Source organism: Bradyrhizobium canariense, from assembly GCF_018130465.1.
Lineage (GTDB): Bacteria > Pseudomonadota > Alphaproteobacteria > Rhizobiales > Xanthobacteraceae > Bradyrhizobium > Bradyrhizobium canariense_C.
Genome location: NZ_JAFCKJ010000019.1, coordinates 58,853 through 76,716, shown reverse-complemented (window position 1 = coordinate 76,716; position 17,864 = coordinate 58,853). Strand labels below are relative to the sequence as shown.

General features: G+C 61.3%; 15 protein-coding genes. 4 read left to right on the top strand and 11 right to left on the bottom strand.

Annotated features, from left to right (window positions below):
* The first annotated feature begins 99 nt into the window (after positions 1-99).
* Both JQ591_RS33305 and JQ591_RS33300 read left to right on the top strand, forming a co-directional pair.
* Positions 100-288 carry a hypothetical protein gene (locus JQ591_RS33305; protein ID WP_211400201.1) on the top strand — a complete coding sequence of 63 codons (189 nt, stop codon included), beginning with the start codon at positions 100-102 and terminating at the stop codon, positions 286-288.
* A complete protein-coding gene (locus tag JQ591_RS33300) occupies positions 272-1,390 on the top strand; it encodes an alpha/beta fold hydrolase (RefSeq protein WP_249137976.1) in 1,119 nt (372 codons plus the stop codon). Before JQ591_RS33305 ends, JQ591_RS33300 begins: the two co-directional genes overlap by 17 nt.
* Before the next feature lie 27 nt (positions 1,391-1,417).
* On the opposite strand, the gene JQ591_RS33295 is transcribed toward JQ591_RS33300, so the two are convergent.
* The 10 genes from JQ591_RS33295 to JQ591_RS33250 form a co-directional block, all read right to left on the bottom strand.
* Positions 1,418-2,521 carry an amidohydrolase family protein gene (locus JQ591_RS33295; protein ID WP_211400200.1) on the bottom strand — a complete coding sequence of 368 codons (1,104 nt, stop codon included), beginning with the start codon at positions 2,519-2,521 and terminating at the stop codon, positions 1,418-1,420.
* Positions 2,522-2,641: 120 nt separating this feature from the next.
* Positions 2,642-3,382 carry a DUF3102 domain-containing protein gene (locus JQ591_RS33290; RefSeq protein WP_211400199.1) on the bottom strand — a complete coding sequence of 247 codons (741 nt, stop codon included), beginning with the start codon at positions 3,380-3,382 and terminating at the stop codon, positions 2,642-2,644.
* Positions 3,383-3,801: 419 nt separating this feature from the next.
* Positions 3,802-4,959, bottom strand: coding sequence for an ABC transporter permease (locus tag JQ591_RS33285; protein ID WP_211400198.1), 1,158 nt, complete (start codon positions 4,957-4,959; stop codon positions 3,802-3,804).
* 34 nt (positions 4,960-4,993) lie between these two features.
* Entirely contained in the window at positions 4,994-6,094 is a 1,101-nt protein-coding gene (locus JQ591_RS35715; RefSeq protein WP_349630426.1) for an ABC transporter permease, read from the bottom strand.
* 56 nt (positions 6,095-6,150) lie between these two features.
* Entirely contained in the window at positions 6,151-6,852 is a 702-nt protein-coding gene (locus JQ591_RS33275) for an ABC transporter ATP-binding protein (protein WP_211400196.1), read from the bottom strand.
* Positions 6,836-7,936, bottom strand: a complete 1,101-nt coding sequence (locus JQ591_RS33270; RefSeq protein ID WP_211400195.1) for an efflux RND transporter periplasmic adaptor subunit — start codon at positions 7,934-7,936, stop codon at positions 6,836-6,838. Before JQ591_RS33270 ends, JQ591_RS33275 begins: the two co-directional genes overlap by 17 nt.
* Positions 7,937-8,174: 238 nt before the next feature.
* Positions 8,175-8,852, bottom strand: a complete 678-nt coding sequence (locus JQ591_RS33265) for a DUF3102 domain-containing protein (RefSeq protein ID WP_211400194.1) — start codon at positions 8,850-8,852, stop codon at positions 8,175-8,177.
* Positions 8,853-9,242: 390 nt separating this feature from the next.
* Positions 9,243-10,001: an SDR family oxidoreductase gene (locus tag JQ591_RS33260; RefSeq protein WP_211400193.1), complete on the bottom strand. Its 759-nt coding sequence runs from the start codon at positions 9,999-10,001 to the stop codon at positions 9,243-9,245.
* A 272-nt stretch (positions 10,002-10,273) separates the two neighbouring features.
* Positions 10,274-11,059 (bottom strand): DUF3102 domain-containing protein, encoded by a 786-nt coding sequence (locus JQ591_RS33255; protein ID WP_211400192.1) that lies wholly within the window; start codon positions 11,057-11,059, stop codon positions 10,274-10,276.
* 303 nt (positions 11,060-11,362) lie between these two features.
* Positions 11,363-12,022: a 4'-phosphopantetheinyl transferase family protein gene (locus tag JQ591_RS33250; RefSeq protein ID WP_211400191.1), complete on the bottom strand. Its 660-nt coding sequence runs from the start codon at positions 12,020-12,022 to the stop codon at positions 11,363-11,365.
* Between the two features lie 342 nt (positions 12,023-12,364).
* On the opposite strand from JQ591_RS33250, the gene JQ591_RS33245 reads away from it, so the two are divergent.
* Positions 12,365-13,738 carry a cytochrome P450 gene (locus tag JQ591_RS33245; protein WP_211400190.1) on the top strand — a complete coding sequence of 458 codons (1,374 nt, stop codon included), beginning with the start codon at positions 12,365-12,367 and terminating at the stop codon, positions 13,736-13,738.
* Positions 13,739-13,789: 51 nt separating this feature from the next.
* Here JQ591_RS33245 and JQ591_RS33240 read toward each other — a convergent pair whose 3' ends face one another.
* Entirely contained in the window at positions 13,790-15,610 is a 1,821-nt protein-coding gene (locus JQ591_RS33240) for a flavin-containing monooxygenase (RefSeq protein WP_211400189.1), read from the bottom strand.
* A 259-nt stretch (positions 15,611-15,869) separates the two neighbouring features.
* Here JQ591_RS33240 and JQ591_RS33235 point away from each other — a divergent pair, with 259 nt between their 5' ends.
* A complete protein-coding gene (locus tag JQ591_RS33235; protein ID WP_211400188.1) occupies positions 15,870-17,249 on the top strand; it encodes a cytochrome P450 in 1,380 nt (459 codons plus the stop codon).
* Positions 17,250-17,864 lie beyond the last annotated feature (615 nt).

The following is a 17,864-nucleotide window of genomic DNA, read 5'->3' as shown; positions in this document are numbered from 1 at the left end:
TTCATAGTCCTGTGGTAGAATTCGTCCTCGCTTCCGGCGAGGACGCAGGAGCTGCTCGATCGCGCTTTCGCCGCCTGGCAGCTACACAGAGGCCATTCGATGATCTCGCAGGATCGCTTCGCAGATTTGAACCATCATTGCAGGTGCGGGGCGCGCTATGTCGTCGTTTCCAAGGAGATTCCGCTGCCGAACGACGAGCAGCTATCTTGTGTCCATTGCGGACGCGAGCTGAAAGGCCGCTGGAGCTCGCGTTACTTCGACTACGAGCCGCATGATGATGCCGCGTGACGTTGCGGGGCTGATCCGGGTCTCGCTCTTATGGACCGCTGGACTACTTCTGCTGTTCGTCGTCACCGGGCTGACTATTCGCGCCTACCTTCAGCATCTCGCGGCCGGTGAGCTTGCCATCCGTTCCCCCAATGGGGTGGAGCAGGGGCTATACCTCACCATCGGAGGGATCGAACAATGGGTGCAGATCCGGGGTGAGGATCGAAACAACCCGGTGCTGCTGTTCGTTCACGGCGGTCCCGGCAGCTCCACCTTGCCGATGTCATCGGGCTGGCGCTCCTGGGAAAGGCATTTCACCATCGTGCAGTGGGACCAACGCGGCACCGGCCGGACCTGGGGCAAGTCCGGAGACGCGATCGCGCCAACGATGACTTTGGAGCGGATGACACAGGACGGGATCGAGCTGGCGGAGCAGCTGCGAACCCGTCTGCATAAGGACAAGATCGGCCTGATCGGGCATTCCTGGGGTTCATTCCTGGGAGTTCATATCGTCAAGCAACGCCCTGATTTGTTCTATGCTTATATCGGCACGGGCCAGGTTGTTGGAAGGGCGACCTTCGAGAGAGCATTCGAACTCACCATCGCTCGCCTGCAAGCGCTGGCGAGGTCCGCAAACAACGTGGATGCTTTGGCGCAGCTGGCACCGATCGCCTCCCAACCCACCGTCAACGAACAAAATCATTCTGTCACGGAAAAATGGAGCAAGGCCCTGGCTCTGCCGCCGGTCGACAGCTTTGATCTGGCCGGCGCGGTGTCGCCGCCTTTCATGCCCGATTATTCCTTGCTGGACTGGTACTACTGGAACAGGGGGATCGCGCTCTCCGACAGGCTTCTGCGCGGAGTGCGTAGTCCGATGTTTCAACGAGACCTGGCTTCACTTGGATTCGAATTCTCGATGCGCGTTCTCTTCATCGAGGGCGATCAGGATTACGTGACGCCGTATGAACCTGCCGAACGGTACTTCGAGCAGATCGAAGCACCTCACAAGGAATTCGTCCTCATCCACGGCGGTGATCATTTTATTCCTTTTGACCGGCCCGATCAGTTTCTGGCGGAACTGTTGGCGCGGGTGAGACCGTTCGCCGATCCCTCGCCGCCGTGATGCCGCCAGCCGGGCCGCGCCGAACCTTCAGCTCGAAAGCCGCGGCAACAACCGCAGCGCATTGCCGCGCTCAATATCGAGCAGCTGCGAATCGGTGAATACTTCCGCGCTGCGCAATCCGTTGACGTGGTCGATGCTGGTCCGGTACGGAAAATCACTGCCGAACAGTATCTGCGACACTGGAACAATCGCCGAAAGCGCGGCCATCGCAGCCTTGTTCGAGGTCTGCGCGGTGTCGTAGTAGAAGCGCTTCAGCTCGGCCAAGGCGCCGTCCGGCACCGCCGCCCTGGCATCGGGAACGATCAGGGAGTTGCGGGCGAAGCGCTCGATCAGAAACGGCATGGTGCCGCCGGCATGCGAGAATATCCAGCGGATGTCGTGAAACTTTCGCGCATTTCCGCTGAACACGATGTCGGCGATCGTTCGCGTGGTATCGGTGCCGAACTCGATCACAGCCGGCCGCAGGGTCTTGATCAGGTTGACGCAGCAATTTGCTGCCGTGGGATGGGTATAGACCACGGATTTGCGCCGGTGGAATTCCTGCATGACCGGCTGGAACAGGGGATCACCGAGCCACCTGTCGCCATAGCTCGTCATGAGGCCGATGCCGTCAAGCTTGAGCGTATCGAGGGCGTAGGCGATCTCGTTCAGGCTTCCATCGATGTCGACCAGCGGAATCGCCGCGAAAGCACCAAACCGCCCGGGATGCTCTGCGACAAGTTTCGCCGCATACTCGTTACATTCACGCGCCAGCCGGCGTGCCTGCTCCCCCGACACGAAGCTGAGCGACGGCGCGGTAATCGAAAGCATTGCAACGGCAACGCCGGCTTCGTCCATGTCCTCGAGCGATTTCTCCACCGTCCAGCCGTTCATCAGCGGCTCGCCGAAATGTCTGGCATTCGCTGCCGCGACGTAGCTTGGTGGCGACAAATGATGGTGGATATCGATCCGATATGGCTTTGCGGCCTGCGAAGTCTGGGCAGTCGCCCCTCGCACCCGCAGGCCAGCCGCCGCAATCGCTGCGGCTCCGGCGAGGAAGCCGCGGCGATCGAACCTCCCTCCGGTCAGCGCAAGCGTGTCGCGATCACAACAAGCGCAGGCAGGAACCGACCAGCAGTGTCGTTTTCTCATGTCATGCTCCCTTTCGGGACAATCTGACGAATAAGACGGCGCTTCAGGCCGCTGGACGGCTATTGCTTCGGCCGGCGTCTTGATACGGCGGCGGCCGGGGCTGCCCATCCACACCGGCAATCACGTCCCCATCCGCTCTTCGATATTTCTCCTCGCTGAAACCAGCGCCGGGCTTGCGGTGTCATGGCGCGCAAAGGCCCGTTCGAGATTCTTTGCCAGAAAAGGGTCGGACAAAACCGTGTCGTCGGTGGCGATGCATCGGACCCGATCGAAATCGGCTTCCGACAACCCGCGCATCAGAATCTCGACGAGCTCGGCGATGGCCATCGCGCTCCAGCCCTGCCTGCCGCGGGCTTCATCTGTCACACCCGGCGCCAGCTCTTCCGAGCTTGCGTGATGTCCCGTCTTGCGCAAGGCCGCCAGCTGCCGCCGCAAGACCGATGGCGGAATGGATTCACCCGCCCGAATCCGGCCGAGAACGTCGGATACGAACTCCTTGGGGGTGCTCGAGGCCGATAGCAAATAGAGGGTGGATGGCGCCAGCTGAGCCACCATTGAGTCTTTGCTGGATGCCCAGCTCGCCACCCGCATGTAGGCTTGTGCGGTGCGCGCGGGGATGCCCGCCTCGCTCTCAACCCAGTGCACAAACTCACCGTGAGAAAGATGACGCTTTGCCTCGAGCAGCGCCTTGCCAATTTGAATGATCGACGTAACGCAATGCCGCTTGATCCGATCCGCTTGGCCTTTCAGGAATTTGGCAACGGACGAGGTGACGCAATCGTAGTCAAACTGTGCGCTGTCGAGCTCCTTGGACCGATCAGAAGCCACTAGACGACTTTCCACTTCACTGCGCATTTCCATTTATACGACCCCTGTCCAGTCGCGCGCTTGTCTGAGGATATCCACTCTACCGAGCATAGCAATGGTAATATTGAACATCTATTGGATGAATTAAATTTGACCTCCAGGCGATGACTAGAATTGGCGTAAAGAGCCGAATTTTGGAACCGCCGGTGAACCGCACAACGATGCGCGCGAGACTTTGAGCGAACATCAACGAGAAGAACCGCGCTCTTGGCCGTAACGCGTTGCTGACTGCTCGTTAACCGGCGGACGTCGCTCACGCCGTTTCACGTCTCCGGCCGCCGCGTAGGCCTTCCGGTTCCTCGTCCCATAAAATTGGCTGAAGCTTTTTCTGCATGCCCCCGACGATCGACGATCCGAGCAACGGCCGCGATGGTGGGGATTGACCGGCAAGGCGTCACAACTTTCGAATGCGATCATCCATACAGCGCGGCAACGATTGGCATGCGGGCGGCGCGCATTGCCGGAAACAAGCCACCAAGAAGGCCGACGGCGAGCGCGAGCAATAGTCCCTGGCCAATGACCCGCAGGCTGAGTTCAAAATGGAACACCACCTGCCCGAAGTTGCCCCCCACCGTCGATGCTGTAAAGCCGTCGAACATCAGATAGGTGGCGGCAGCGCCGAGCACACCGCCGAACGACGCGAGGATCATCGACTCGACCAAGGTCCCGACAAACGTCGAAAAACCTCCGAAACCAATGGCGCGGAGGGTCGCGATCTCGCTCGCCCGCGCTGCGACCGAAGAGTACATGGTGTTGAGTGCACCGGCCAGTGAGCCGAACGCCATCGCGATCGCCAGCGGCCAGCCAAGCTTCTGGATCAGATCCGCGGTAGAGGAGGCTTGCTGCGCGAAATAGTCGGCCTCGGACATCACGTCGAGCTTGAGACGCGGATCGCCGTCGCTGTAGCTCCGCAGCGCCTCGATCGACGCCGGCATTGTCAGCCGTGCGCGCACCACCTGGAACGCGCCAGTACGCTTGAACAAGCTTTGAAGCACCGGCAGATCCGCCCAAATCTCCGACTCGAACACGCCGGCCTCGGCCGAAAAGATCCCGACCACCGTCCATCTCGTGTTGTTGAAGGCAACCGTCTGACCGAGATCGAAGCCCTCGAATTCACCGCCCAACGCCCTTCCGACAATGATCTCGTTGCTGCCCGGATTGAACATTCGACCCGCAGTGATGACAATCCCCTGGCGCAACGCAGGCCCCTGCGGACCGAGGCCGCGCAGGGGCAGGTTGGCCTTGGTTCGGGTGCTGCGCTTGATGCCATCGACGGTGACATAGAGCTCGGCCGAAGTCTGCGGCTTGCCGTCTGCTCGCTTGGCGATACCTGGCCCGTCCTCGATCAGTCGAACCTGGTCGAGCGACACCACGCTATTGAGCTCGGCCCGCGAGCCGCCACGCAAGACCACCGCAATATCTTCAGCCCCGCTACCAGCTATCGTGCGCTGGAAGCCGTTGGCCATTGCCAGGAACGTCAGCAGCACCATCACCACGAGGCCGACGGCGACGACCGTCGCCAGCGAGAGCCACAATCGTTTCGGCAGGCTCCTGAGGTTGATGGCGGTCACCGCCAGCATCTGCAAAAGGACCGAGCGCATCGTATCAGTTCCGTCCCAACGCGGTGACGATCCTGAGCCGCATTGCGCCAAGCGCCGGTAGTAGTCCCGTTATGAAGCCCAGAAGAATCATCAGGCCGATCGCCCCCACTGCGATATCGGGATACAGCGTCAGCGTGGGAACGAAGTTCATCAGGCTGCCACGCACCTGTGTGATCAACAGCATTGCAACGCCGAGGCCCGGCAGGCCGCCGATCAGGGCCAGCAGGATCGATTCACCGAGCACCATGCGCAGGATCCGGCCGCCGGGAAATCCAAGGGTTTTGAGGACACCGATTTCACGCGTGCGCTCGCGCACACTCATCACCATTGTATTGCCGACGATCATCAGGATCGTCACAAAGGCCGCCCCGACTACCAGTTCGACGATCAGTGCGACGTTCCCCAGCTGCGCCGCAAAGGACTTCTGGAACGCCTTCTCGCTATCCGTGGTGGTCTCATAGGGCGAGTTGGCGAACATCCCGTCGATCGTGTTTCCAACTCTCTCGTTCACGGCCGCGGATGTGGTGCGCAGCATCAGCCAGTTGATCAAGTCCTTGCCGAACGAACGCGTCTCGTTGAAATAGTCATAGCCCACAAGCATGATGTTGGTGTCTGCCTGAGGAATGCGGGGCGTGAAGCTGCCGACGATGGTGAAGTCCCAGGCGCGCGCCCCGCTCTTCTGCGCGTAGATGCTGCTCGATATCGGAATACGATCGCCGACCTTCCAGCCCCATTTTTCCATCATGCGCGCACCGACCAGCGCGCCGGTGCGTTCGCGGGCGAAAGCCGTGCGCGCATCCTGCGAAAACACGAAGTCGCTGTCGCGAAGTTTCATCCAGTCCTCGGGGTATACCGCAAAGGCGGAGATGAAGTTCTTCGGCTCCCGGTAATAGCCTCCCAACCAGCTGATCGGGGACAGCTGGGCGACACCGTCGACCGCGCCGACCCGGCTATAATAGGAGATCGGCAGCGGCTGGCTCAGATTGATCTTGTTCAGGACGACCAGTCGATCCGGCGTGGCCCGCTCCTGACCGGCGTTGAAGGCACGCTCGAAGCTCGCGAGCACGCCGTAAATCGCAAACGCGATCAGGATCGAGACGATCATCAGGATCGCCCGCAATCGCCGGCGGAATAGATTCTTCCGAATCATGAGGAGATCGTTCACGCCGCGAGCTCCTTCTCGATGAAGTGCCCCTTGTCGAGGTGCAGCGCTCGTCTGGCATATTGCGCCGCCGCCGGGTCGTGGGTCACCATCACGATGGTCTTGCCGAAGTCCCGGTTGAGCAATTGCAAAATAGACAGGATCTCGTCGGCCGTACGGCGATCGAGATCGCCCGTAGGCTCGTCGCACAGAAGAAGTTCGGGATCAGATACGATGGCGCGAGCGATGGCGACCCGCTGCTGCTGCCCGCCCGACATTTCCTTCGGGTAGTGCTTGAGCCGGTCGGAGAGCCCGACCACCGCCAGAGCAGCCTCGACGCGCTCGCGTCGCGCCTTGCCGCCGAGCCGGGTGAGCAATAGCGGCAGTTCGACATTCTGCGCTGCCGTCAGCATCTGCATCAGGTTGTAGAACTGGAAGACGAAGCCGACATGGGACGCCCGCCAGTGCGCAAGTTGCCCCTCCGACAGCCGATCGATGCGGATACCGGCGATCTCGATGGTACCGGCGTCGCAGCAATCGATGCCACCGAGCAAATTCAGCAGGGTCGTCTTGCCGGAGCCCGACGGTCCCATCACGGCGACGAAATCCGCCTTTGGGATGGCCAGGTTGAGGCCATCGAAGATCGTGATCGTCTCCTTGCCCTTGGTGAACGTCTTGCGCAGATCGACGATGCCAATCATTGGATCACTTGCTGACGACATTGTTCTTGCTCTCGCCGGCTGAGGGAGCGTCCGGTCGTCCCGGACTGTCTCCCAGGAATGTCACCTTGATCGCCATGTCAGGCAGAATCCGCGGATCCTTGACATCCAGGCCCACGCGAACCTTGACAGTGGCCTTCTCACGATTGGCGGTTGGCACGATGGCGATGACCGCACCCGGCACCGTCCAGTCCGGATAGGCATCGAGCGCCGCTCCGACCCGCGTACCTGCATGCAGGCGGCCGATCGAGGCTTCGTTGACATCGACCTCGACTTCGATCGAGTCCATGTCGACGATCGTGCAAATTCCGGTACGCGTGAAGCCGCCACCGGCCGACAGGGGCGAAATCATCTCACCGGGTTGCGCACTGCGGTCGACCACGATGCCGGGAAACGGGGCGCGGATCTGATACTTGCTCAGCACCGCCCCGAAACGCTGGGCCTCCACCCGTGCCGCCGACCGCTGCGCCTCCGCTTGGCGGAGCTGGGCTCGCAGCACGCCTACCCTCGCCTGCGACTTGGTCAGATCGGCCTCGGTGGCGAAATTCTTCTGCGACAGCGTCTGGGTTCGTTCGAGTATGCGTTCCGCGTCGCGCAGATCGGCGGCAATCGCCGCAACAGCCGCGTCCGACGCTTCGGCGCGCGCCTCGGCGAGCACGTAATCCTTGTCGGCCAGGATATCGTCGAGTTTGGCGAGAACCTGACCGGCCTGCACCACCATACCCTCGTCAACCAGAAGCTCGACAACCTTCCCGGTGATCTCGGCCGCGATGGTGGCCTTGCGGCGGGCGACGACGAAGCCCGATGCCACGAGACTGCTCCCGTTGCGCTGTTCTGATACAGCCGTTGCCCGCTGCACCGGTTCTGGTTGCGGCGGGTGGGCCGCGGCGGTCTCGACCGTTGGCACCTTCGCCGAAGGCGGCGCGAACCATAGCCACATCCCGGCGGCCGCCCCGAGCACAGCCACGATGCCGACTGCTCCCAGGGTCAATAACCCAGCTCTGCGGTCTCGTCGTGTTACCGACGGTGTCGCTGGCTGGGGCCGATCGATCGCGAGCGAGCGCAACAACCGTGTCTTGTCATCCATGGAACCGGCCTCCCGGCTTGAATAACACCCTCTGGTTGTCTAATGTATAACAATGTATTTGCCCGGAATCGAATGACAGTTTCTTCATTCTGACACGCTGGAGTGCATAACGGGAGCTCCGGGACGACCGCGACAGTCGTCGTGGCCTGAGGCCAGATCACCGTGTCGGCAGGGCGGCTGTCGACGCGGCCTCACGCGTCGTTCCCGCCGTCACGACTTCCTCTCGATCTCGGCTTGATTACTGCGCACAGACGGCCTCTGCGTTCTCTGCCGCGAAATGGCGTCCGCTCAGGTCGCCACCCTTTGCCAGCGTTGAGAAGGCATTGCGGATCTTCCACGCCAGTTCCGGATCATTCATGATGGACTTATCCGTCATTATGTCCTGCACTCGTGCGAACTCCTGTTCGGACAGCGCATGCGCCAATATGGCGACAGCTTCCTGCAGCGCGGCCGCAGTCGCGACATGGGTCCTGACGGCAATCGCTGCTGTCTCCTTGCCTCGAGCTTCGCGGAACGACGGCCGTCCCCGAAGATCTTCACATTTCATCTCCCGCATGTCGCGCAATTCGGCATGAATGGCCCGCACTGAAATGCGCTCGCCCGACTCGACGCGCTTCACGACATCCGCAGCGAACTCTTCCGGCGTTCCCGATGCCGCGAGCACATACAGAAGCGATACCGGTAGCTTCGAAATTTTTGCGCTTTTTGCCGGCGCCCATTTGGCTACACGCATGTAGGCCTGAGCCGTGCGTGCCGGAATGCCGACCTCACCCTCCACCCAATCTACGAATGCACCGTGGGACAGGTAGCGCTTCGCCTCGATAAGGTCTTTCCCGATGCCGATGACGGACGACGATGCCTGTCGACGGATGCGCTCCGCGCGTCCCATCAGGAAGGTCGCCACCGAAGACGACATGTCACTATAATCGAACCTCGGACACTGGCCCCCGGACGCCGTGACCTCCGTTGCTCGTACAACAAGATTACCGACAGGCACGACCACGTCTCCTTCAACTCGTGGTTTCTTGCAGCGAACTGTCCCACAAAACGAAAGTATCGACCAGACAATTTTAAGGCGAGTTCTGCGATTTGTCGCAATGACGATCCGGTGACATCACAGCAAATCATCCATTTCACAAAGCTCCGATCGCGCCTTACGACCGTCGCGAATACTTCTTAAAGTTGTATTACTATATCGGTATTGTGAATGCTTGCCGCAGACATGGTCGGCCAAGACTCCCATGCGGTGTGCGGACCCCGGCGCTTCATGCGAGCACGCCGGAAATATGAAGAGCGCGTCGAGCAGCTAGCCTCGTCCGACAAACGGCATCTGATTCGGAATGACGGTCATGAAAAGCACGCTTGTATCCAGCGGCAGGCTGGCCATGTACACCACTGCCCGGCCGATGCCGTCGACGTCCATGCGCGGTTCCGCCCGTATGGCGCCGTCCGGCTGCAACACGCCGGATGTCATCGCCGCGGCAAGTGGCGTTTCGGCATTCCCAATATCGATCTGGCCGCAGCTGATATTGTAACCGCGGCAGTCGAGCGCAATTTGCTTGGTTAATCCCGTGACCGCGTGTTTGGACGCGGTATAGGCGACGGCGCGCGGACGCGGCGTATGAGCGGAAACCGAGCCATTGTTGACGATCCGCCCACCGGCCGGCTTCTGCGACTTCATCATTCTGACGGCTTGCTGGGTGCACAGAAACATGCCGGAGAGATTGGTCGCAATCACCCGTTGCCATATCTCGAACGGCAGGTCCTCGAGCAGGATCGGCGGCGTTACAATTCCTGCATTGTTGAAGAGCAGGTCCAGCCGGCCATAAGTATCCCTGATCCGTTCAAACAGTGCCTTGACCGAACTCGGTTCCGTGACGTCGGTTGGAACGACCAGACTTTGCCCGCCAAGCGCGGCTCCGGCGGCGGCTGTTTCGCCGAGCTTGTCCGCACGCCGCCCCGCGAGCACGACGACATAGCCTTCGCGTATCAAGGCGATGCTAACAGCCCTTCCGACGCCGGTTCCAGCGCCGGTCACAAGCGCGATCTTGCCTGCCCCGTTCATCGAGCTAATCCCTTGCTGTCAACGCGATGGTCCTCCATGCCTGAAGCCGGGACCGGCAGGTGTGAATCGCGCCCTGACTATTCGGGCAGGAGTTCCCTTTGCAGGCTGGAGAGTGTCGCGCGCTCCGCTCATCTGAAACTCGATCGACTCTTAATCGCTTGGCCAACCGATTCCAAAAGCGCAACAGCCGCGCATTTGCCTTCGTTCTCTTTGCAATCGCCTTTCGCGGACGAGCGCGCTCGGCTCCGACGTTTCGTTTGCGGCGCTGACAATCATTCGGATTGAAACCCGGCTGCGGACTCATGAAGACCATCTCGTCCGAAGGGTGACCGTTCGGATCGCTGCCGCTCGAAAGTCGAAAATGCATCCATGATCTTTTGTGGCAGGTCCGGATCCTCGATTGTAATGCGATCGGTCAGGATATCCTGAACACGCACAAAATCCTGACTGGGGAGCCTGTGGGCGAAGATCGTCACAGCCTCAAGCAGCGCAGCGCTGTTCATTTCGACGTCGAAGTCGCTCGTCACCACCTCGCCATGGTCCCGTTCGCAGCTCCCGTTTTGGTCGGGGCGCTGAAACCGCCGGCGCCGGCTGTCGCGAGACGTTCCCTCGGACGTTTCGCGCAGATTTCGCAATTCATCACGGACAGCCTGAGTCGTAATGCATTCACCGGCAGCCAGACGCGTCAGTACATCCGCAACGAATTCGTCCGGCGTCGTCGACGCCGAGAGCAGATACAGGAGCGAAATCGGCAGATGCCCGATCTTTGAATTCTTCGGCGGAGCCCACTTCGCCAGGCGCATATACGCTTGCGCAGTGCGTGCCGGAATTCCGATTTCGCTTTCCACCCACGCGATGAAGGCACCGTGAGACACATATTGCTTGGCCGAAGCAAGGTCTCTGCCGATGTTGATGACGGATAACGTCGCCTGACGACGAATTCGTTCCGCTTGTCCTTTGAGAAACGCGGCTACTGGCGCAGACAAGTCACGATAGTCGAATATCCGGTGTTGCGGGTACTTTTCAACGGTGCCGGCCATATCGTCGTTACCAAGCATGAACCTGTCTCCTTGTCGCGAGCCGAGCTATGCAATGGGGCGGGCTGCCCCCGAGATCGTGTTTGGACTGATCCGGAAAGCCGGTCACGAAGCAGCAGCCAGCGTTCCCTCGATCGGCATGTTCTCGCCGTTCAACAAGCACGCTTGATGAACGGCAATCGATGCTGTGCTCGCATAGGCAGACAAAAAGTCGGCAAAAGAAAGACGTGTATCTTGTCGCTACAGCTACTTGAGATCGTGTTACGGAATCACGAAATATCGCAGAGGAAGCTGACGGCTGGCTGACATCGGTCCGGACTGGCGCTACTTTTCCTTCGTCAGAATGAAGGCACTGGTCAGCACGTGCCGCTCGCTGACGCAGAAGCGTCCGCCCAGTTCGGATGGCTCGTCCCTTCCCGCTCGTGGCGCGTCCGGGTGGATCATGGCGCGAAAGCCGGCCCGGGCCGAATCGAACTCGATCCGTGCATGTCGGAAGCCCAACATGGTCCCAACGAGAGGATACCACACCTTGAACACGCTCTCCTTGGCACTGAACAGGAGCAGTTCCCAGGGCAGCAACGGCGTCGCGGCGCCAATCCACGCACGCTCTTCCGGTAACGAAATTCGCTCGAAGACGCCGGCGCCCAGTGCCCGCCGGGATTCCGCGTCGATGCCGATGCCATGCACATCCACCCGACGCGCAACCACCGCCGCAACGTATCCCTGACAATGGGTGATACTGCCGCAGATGCCCGGCGGCCACAGCGGCTCCATCGCGGCACCGAACAGAATTGGCGCCGGCCCGATACCCAATTCACTTAGCGCCGAATGTGCGCATTCGCGGCCGCTCGTAAATTCGCGTCGACGCTTGTCGGCTACGTTGCCCAGAGCCGCATACTCTTCGGGCAGCAGCGTGCCCGCCGTAGAATCGAACACTTCCATCACTTCCGCGGAAGAAGGGACCAGGGACGCCAATCCAAACATTCGACCTCACCTGTGTCTCATGTGAAAAGTCGTAAGCATATCGGCCAGCGACAACACAGCTTCTCAATATAACCAGAATCTGTTGCCTGAGGAGTTCGGCGTCGAACGTCCGCGGCATGTCTTGCGAAACAGCAGTGCCGGTCGATGCGTTGCGAGTTGTTCGAGACGTCCTGAATTCGATCGCAGCGATGTCGCGCCAATTGATCCCACACGATTGTCGCGCGACGCCGCGGTGGGTTTACTATGCAAAATACAACCTAAAGATGCTACCATTGTTTCAGCTGGCCGTTCGCGATGGGCGAATGCGGCGCACGCAACATCGACTGCCATGGAGGGTGACAGATGACCATCGCCACTGCGACAGCCTTTCGACCGCCGGCCCCCCAACCTCATGAAAAGCCGTTAGGTCTGTTCGGCCGAATTGCCGCGCTACGCCGCAATCCGATCGAACTCTGGGCTCGGGAGCATTACGAAAGCCGGGTCACGGTAAACCGGTCCGGCACGCGCGCCCTGGTCAGCGACCCCGCCGGCATCCGGCGGATTTTTGTCGACAACGCCGCGAACTACTACAAGGACGATCTGCAACTGCGGATGTTGCGGCCCTCGCCTGGCAACGACCTCCTGACAGCCGAAGCTGACGATTGGCGCCTGCAGCGCCGCCTGCTCGCGCCGATGTTCACACCGCGCCAGATCGCCGCCTTCGCGCCGGTCATGGCCGAGGCTGCGCAACAGGGCGTCGAGCTGCTTCGCCGGCGCGAAGACCGGCACATCGACCTACTGCAAGAGATGGCCCGGCTGGCGTTCGAGATGCTCAATCACACGCTGTTCTCATCGGGCCTCGGCTGCGACGCCGGCGAATTCCACCGGGCATTGACCGACTATTTGAACATCTACGCCCGCATGAGCCTCTGGGATCTGACCGGCTTGCCACCGTTGCTGCCGCGCCGGGGGCAGCGCAAGGGCCGTGCCGCGCTCGCCGTACTGGATAAGGCCGTCAACGAAACCATCGATGCTCGGCGCAAGCTGATCGCGGCCGGCCGGACGCCGCCGCGCGATGTGCTGACGCTGCTGCTGGAGGCCCGTGACCCCGACACCGGCCACGACATCTCGGAGGCCGTTCTACGCGCCAATACCGGGTCCTTCATTGGCGCCGGTCACGAGAACACGGCGAACGGCTTGACGTGGACGCTCTATCTGCTGTCGCAATCGCCCTACTGGCGCAATCGCGTCGAGACCGAAGCGGAATCGGAAGTCGATGCCGGACCGCTGGAAACACTCCCGGACCGCCTGCCGGTGACGAAGGCGGTGCTGGAGGAAGCATTGCGGCTTTATCCGCCGGCGTCGATCCTGACCCGCAAGGCGATCGCTGCCGACGAGATCGGGGGCAAGCTCATTCAGCCCGGCACAATGGTGACGATTGCCCCCTTCGTGTTGCATCGCCACCGTACATTGTGGGATCGTCCGGACGAATTCGATCCGACCCGATTCCTGCCTGGCATCCGCAATCGTATCGACCGCTTCGCCTACATTCCGTTCGGCATCGGACCGCGCGTCTGCATCGGCATGGGCTTCGCACAGCAGGAATCGGTCGTGGCGCTAGCCCATCTGGCGCGCGCCTTCCGCTTCGAGCTCAAACCTGGGCATCGCGTGCGACCGATGCACCGGATTTCCCTTCGGCCGCATGGCGGCATGCCGATGATCATCCACACGAGGTGAATGCGGGGCGAAGACGACGCGGCCCGCGTGCGTCGAGCGGGGCCTGGCGCTTCAGCGGATCTGCAAGCCTTCGAACTGTCCGCTGTTGCGCCAGGCATCGATATACTTGAAGTAGGCCAGCGCACCCGCCGGATGGCCGACGCTGAGCCTGGCGGCCGGACTGGGCTCACGCCCCTCATTGTTGTAGTAGCCTGGCGTGCAGGCGCTTCCGCCGATCATCTGACCGACGCCGGTCAGGAGCAGTTCGACCCAGCGATCCTCGGCTTCCCTGCTGACTTCTATTTCCCTAAATCCATGCGCTCGCGCATGGCCAACCATCAGGGCAATGCTCCGCGCCGCGTCCGTCAGATTGTGTGGCACGTTCGCATTGAGATTTGCGCCCTGCGTCGGCTGCACCAAGAACACGTTAGGGAAGCCGTGGATGTGGATGCCGTGCATGGTCCGCATGCCCCCAGCCCAATGGTCCGACAGCCTAACGCCGGCCCGGCCCGTCAGCTCGAAGCCCGCCCGCCGGCGATACTCGGTCCCGATCTCAAAGCCGGAAGCAAATATGATGCAATCCAGCGGATATTCCCGGCCTGCGGCGACGATCCCGCGTTCGGTGATCGCGTCAACCCCCTTGCCGTCGGTGTCGACCAGATGAGTGCCCGGCGTATTGAACGCCTGAAGGTAGTCGTCGTGGAAACACGGCCGCTTGCAGAGCTGCCCGTACCAGGCCTTGAGATGTCGGGCCGTCTCAGGATTGCGAACGATGGTGTCGACCCGGTCGCGAATCTCCTCCATCTTTTCGAGATCGCACTCCTCGAACGCGATCCGCATGTTTTCCACGGACCTCTGCTCGCGTGGCAGGCCCATGACCCGGGCGCGAATCCGCCGCGACAGATCGGTCCAGCCATCCTGCACCAGATCCAATTCCGCCGAGCCACCGGTCTGGTTGGCGCTGAAGTTCTCCAGCCAGCGTTGCTGCCAGCCCGGCGTGGCAATACCGGCAAACCACCCGGGATCGATCGGAGCGTTGGCGCGCACGTCAACCGACGACGGCGTGCGCTGGAACACGTACAGCTCACCGCAGGCGCGCGCCAGGTGCGGGATGCACTGCACGGACGTGGCGCCCGTTCCGATAATGCCTACGCGCCTGTCGGCGAGCTTCTCCATCAGCGCTCCTTGGGAATTGCCGCCGGTGTAGCCGTAGTCCCAGCGGCTGGTGTGGAACGAGTGCCCTTTGAAACACTCGAGGCCGGGAATGCCGGGCAGCTTCGGCACGTGCATCTGGCCGATGCCGATGCCGACATATTGCGCAGTGAACGCGTCACCTCGACTGCTCCGGATCATCCAGCACGACCGCGTGTCGTCCCAGTCGAGACCCGTTACCTCCGTGTGAAACAACGCATTGCCGTAAAGGCCGAAATGTTTGCCGATCCGCCGGCAGTGCGCCAGGATTTCGGGCGCATGCGCGTATTTCTCCGAGGGCATATAGCCGGTCTCTTCCAGGAGTGGCATGTAGACCATTGCCGCCGTGTCGCATTGCGCGCCAGGATATCGATTCCAATACCAGGTGCCGCCGAAATCACCGCCCTTCTCGACGATGCGGACATCGTTGATACCGATCTCGGCCAGCCGCGCCGCAGTTGCGAGCCCGGCGAAGCCGCCGCCGATGAAGGCGAAGGTGACGTGATCGGTCTTCGCCGCACGCTCCACCACCGGCATGTAGGGGTCGTCAAGATAGCGGGCGAATTGCCCCTTGATCTGCAAATACTGGTCATTGCCGTCAGGACGCAGCCGCTTGTTGCGTTCCTCCAGATACTTGCAGCGCAGCCTTTCCTTTTCGATCGTAGGGAGCTTCGCGTGTGAGACTTGCGCGGTCATCGTCATCGAACGGCTCTTCACTCGAGAACTTTAGATGGGCAGTTTAGCGCCACTCGAGCGAATGGGCAGCACTGAAACATTCCACGCTCGATCGCTCCGATGCGGCTCTCGTTGATAGGCGCGAACGCTGCGGATACGCGGTGATACCGCCATTGCGCTCGCCGTGCTGGGCATGTCGGGCAAATTCGATAGATGGTATAATCGCTGGCCGTTTTTTCGACGCGCGCTCCAATGCGCGCCTGATCGTGCCATGGGGGTTTGACAGATGATTGCCGCCACAGCTTTTCGTCCGCCCGCGCCGCAACCACGTGAAACGCCATTGGGTCTGTTCGGTTGGCTTGCCGCGGTGCGTCGCAATCCGATTGAGACCTGGACGCAGGCCCACTATGAGCGTCCGGCCATCGTGTCCTGGAGACCGTCCGGCAAGCGCGTTCTGGTCAGCGATCCCGCGGGAGTCCGGCGCATCTTCCTCGACAACGCGGCCAACTACCGCAAGGACGATCTGCAACTGCGTTTACTGCGGCCGCAGCGTGGAAACGGCATTCTGACTGCCGAAGCCGACGAGTGGCGCGCACAACGCCGCCTGCTCGCGCCGATGTTCACGCCCCGCCAAATCGGCGCTTTCGCACCGGCCATGGCCGAGGCTGCCCGACAGAGCGTGGAACGGCTTCGGCGACGCGACGACCGCGAGATTGACGTCTTGAGCGAGATGGCCCGCTTGGCGATCGAAATGCTCAACCATACCCTGTTCTCATCCGGTCTCAGCTGCGAGGCCGACGAATACCGGCTGGCGATGACGTCCTACTTCAACACCGTCGGCCGCATCAGCATTCTGGATCTGCTGGGCTTGCCACGCCCAATTCCGCGCGGCGGCCGCGCCGTGCTCAATTGGTTCTGCCGGACCATCGATGAAACCATCAGCGCACGGCGCAAGCTGATTGCATCCGGCGTCACGCCGCCGCGCGACGTGCTTACGCTGCTTCTCGAGATGCGGGACCCCGAGACGGGGCAAGGCATGCCGGAGGACGTCCTGCGCTCCAACACCGTAACTTTCATCGGTGCCGGTCACGAGAACACGGCTAATTCGCTCACCTGGGCACTGTATCTGCTTTCGCAATCGCATCACTGGCGCGACCGTGTCGAGGCGGAGGTCGATGCCAAACTCAATGCCGGGCCGAAGGAAACGCTCGTTGACCGCCTGCCGGTGACCAAGGCCGTGCTGGACGAAGCGCTGCGGCTTTATCCGCCGTCGGCGATCCTCACGCGCACGGCGATCTCCGCCGACGAAATCGCCGGCACGCGCATCGAGCCCGGCATGATGGTGACGGTTGCGCCCTTCGTTCTGCATCGCCATCGCAAGTTATGGGACCGGCCAGACGAATTCGACCCTACCCGCTTCTTACCGGGCAACCGCGAGCGGATCGACCGTTTCGCCTACATTCCGTTCGGCTTCGGACCACGCGTTTGCATCGGCATGAGCTTCGCGTTGCACGAAACGATCGTCGCGTTGGCACATCTGACATACGCCTTCCGCTTCGAGCTCAAGCACGGCCACGTCGTACGGCCGGTCCATCGAATCACGCTGCGGCCCCAAGGCGGCCTGCCGATGATCCTGCAGCCAAGGCGACCGACGAACGAGGTGTAGGCAGACCGTGACATTCACCGCATTCGATCTCACCGGCAAGGCGACCGCCGTCACCGGCTCGAACCGCGACACCGGTGCAACGGCTGGCAAGATTCCCTAGAGTGTGGCCTCGAATTTCATGACCGGCGAGACCGTGGTCGTCGACGGCGGCGCCACCGCAGCCTTCACTGACGCGTATCATCGGCAGCGACAGCCGGAACGCTGCTCGACAGAGCCGAGTGATCGCGAGGCTCGGCGGCGATATGCCTCCTGAGCTGTTCAATCTCGGCCATTGCTTCGGCTAGTCGTGCCTCCTTCAAGACAAGCAGCCGGCGCAATGTAACGACTTCTTCATTTTCGACGGGGCTTGCCATACTGCCTGCTCACTAGCGAGATCAATCGATCAAACTTTCTTCGTCCGCGACGATGCTTCGGCATCCGGAGCCACGCGCACTATTGCCGGCGACACGCGAACAGAACGCTGCTCTGGCGGTGATGATACTACCCGATAAGTCCTTCTCCTATAGACGCTCATCGATGAGACAGGTTCAGGGCAGGATCGCGCCGGTCCGTGGCCCCGCGGGTCACGTGAAGGAGGCCGCGCGCTGCGCCTGGCTCCCAAATGATGCATCGACT

What these genes read in the sequence shown, in the direction of transcription:
- JQ591_RS33275 (WP_211400196.1), bottom strand. Translation starts at nt 6,852, where the DNA reads ATGTCGTCAGCAAGTGATCCAATGATTGGCATCGTCGATCTGCGCAAG.
- JQ591_RS33290 (WP_211400199.1), bottom strand. Translation starts at nt 3,382, where the DNA reads ATGGAAATGCGCAGTGAAGTGGAAAGTCGTCTAGTGGCTTCTGATCGG.
- JQ591_RS33235 (WP_211400188.1), top strand. Translation starts at nt 15,870, where the DNA reads ATGATTGCCGCCACAGCTTTTCGTCCGCCCGCGCCGCAACCACGTGAA.
- JQ591_RS33305 (WP_211400201.1), top strand. Translation starts at nt 100, where the DNA reads ATGATCTCGCAGGATCGCTTCGCAGATTTGAACCATCATTGCAGGTGC.
- JQ591_RS33255 (WP_211400192.1), bottom strand. Translation starts at nt 11,059, where the DNA reads ATGCTTGGTAACGACGATATGGCCGGCACCGTTGAAAAGTACCCGCAA.
- JQ591_RS33265 (WP_211400194.1), bottom strand. Translation starts at nt 8,852, where the DNA reads ATGTCGTCTTCGGTGGCGACCTTCCTGATGGGACGCGCGGAGCGCATC.
- JQ591_RS35715 (WP_349630426.1), bottom strand. Translation starts at nt 6,094, where the DNA reads ATGATCGTCTCGATCCTGATCGCGTTTGCGATTTACGGCGTGCTCGCG.
- JQ591_RS33270 (WP_211400195.1), bottom strand. Translation starts at nt 7,936, where the DNA reads ATGGATGACAAGACACGGTTGTTGCGCTCGCTCGCGATCGATCGGCCC.
- JQ591_RS33300 (WP_249137976.1), top strand. Translation starts at nt 272, where the DNA reads ATGATGATGCCGCGTGACGTTGCGGGGCTGATCCGGGTCTCGCTCTTA.
- JQ591_RS33295 (WP_211400200.1), bottom strand. Translation starts at nt 2,521, where the DNA reads ATGAGAAAACGACACTGCTGGTCGGTTCCTGCCTGCGCTTGTTGTGAT.
- JQ591_RS33245 (WP_211400190.1), top strand. Translation starts at nt 12,365, where the DNA reads ATGACCATCGCCACTGCGACAGCCTTTCGACCGCCGGCCCCCCAACCT.
- JQ591_RS33260 (WP_211400193.1), bottom strand. Translation starts at nt 10,001, where the DNA reads ATGAACGGGGCAGGCAAGATCGCGCTTGTGACCGGCGCTGGAACCGGC.
- JQ591_RS33240 (WP_211400189.1), bottom strand. Translation starts at nt 15,610, where the DNA reads ATGACGATGACCGCGCAAGTCTCACACGCGAAGCTCCCTACGATCGAA.
- JQ591_RS33250 (WP_211400191.1), bottom strand. Translation starts at nt 12,022, where the DNA reads ATGTTTGGATTGGCGTCCCTGGTCCCTTCTTCCGCGGAAGTGATGGAA.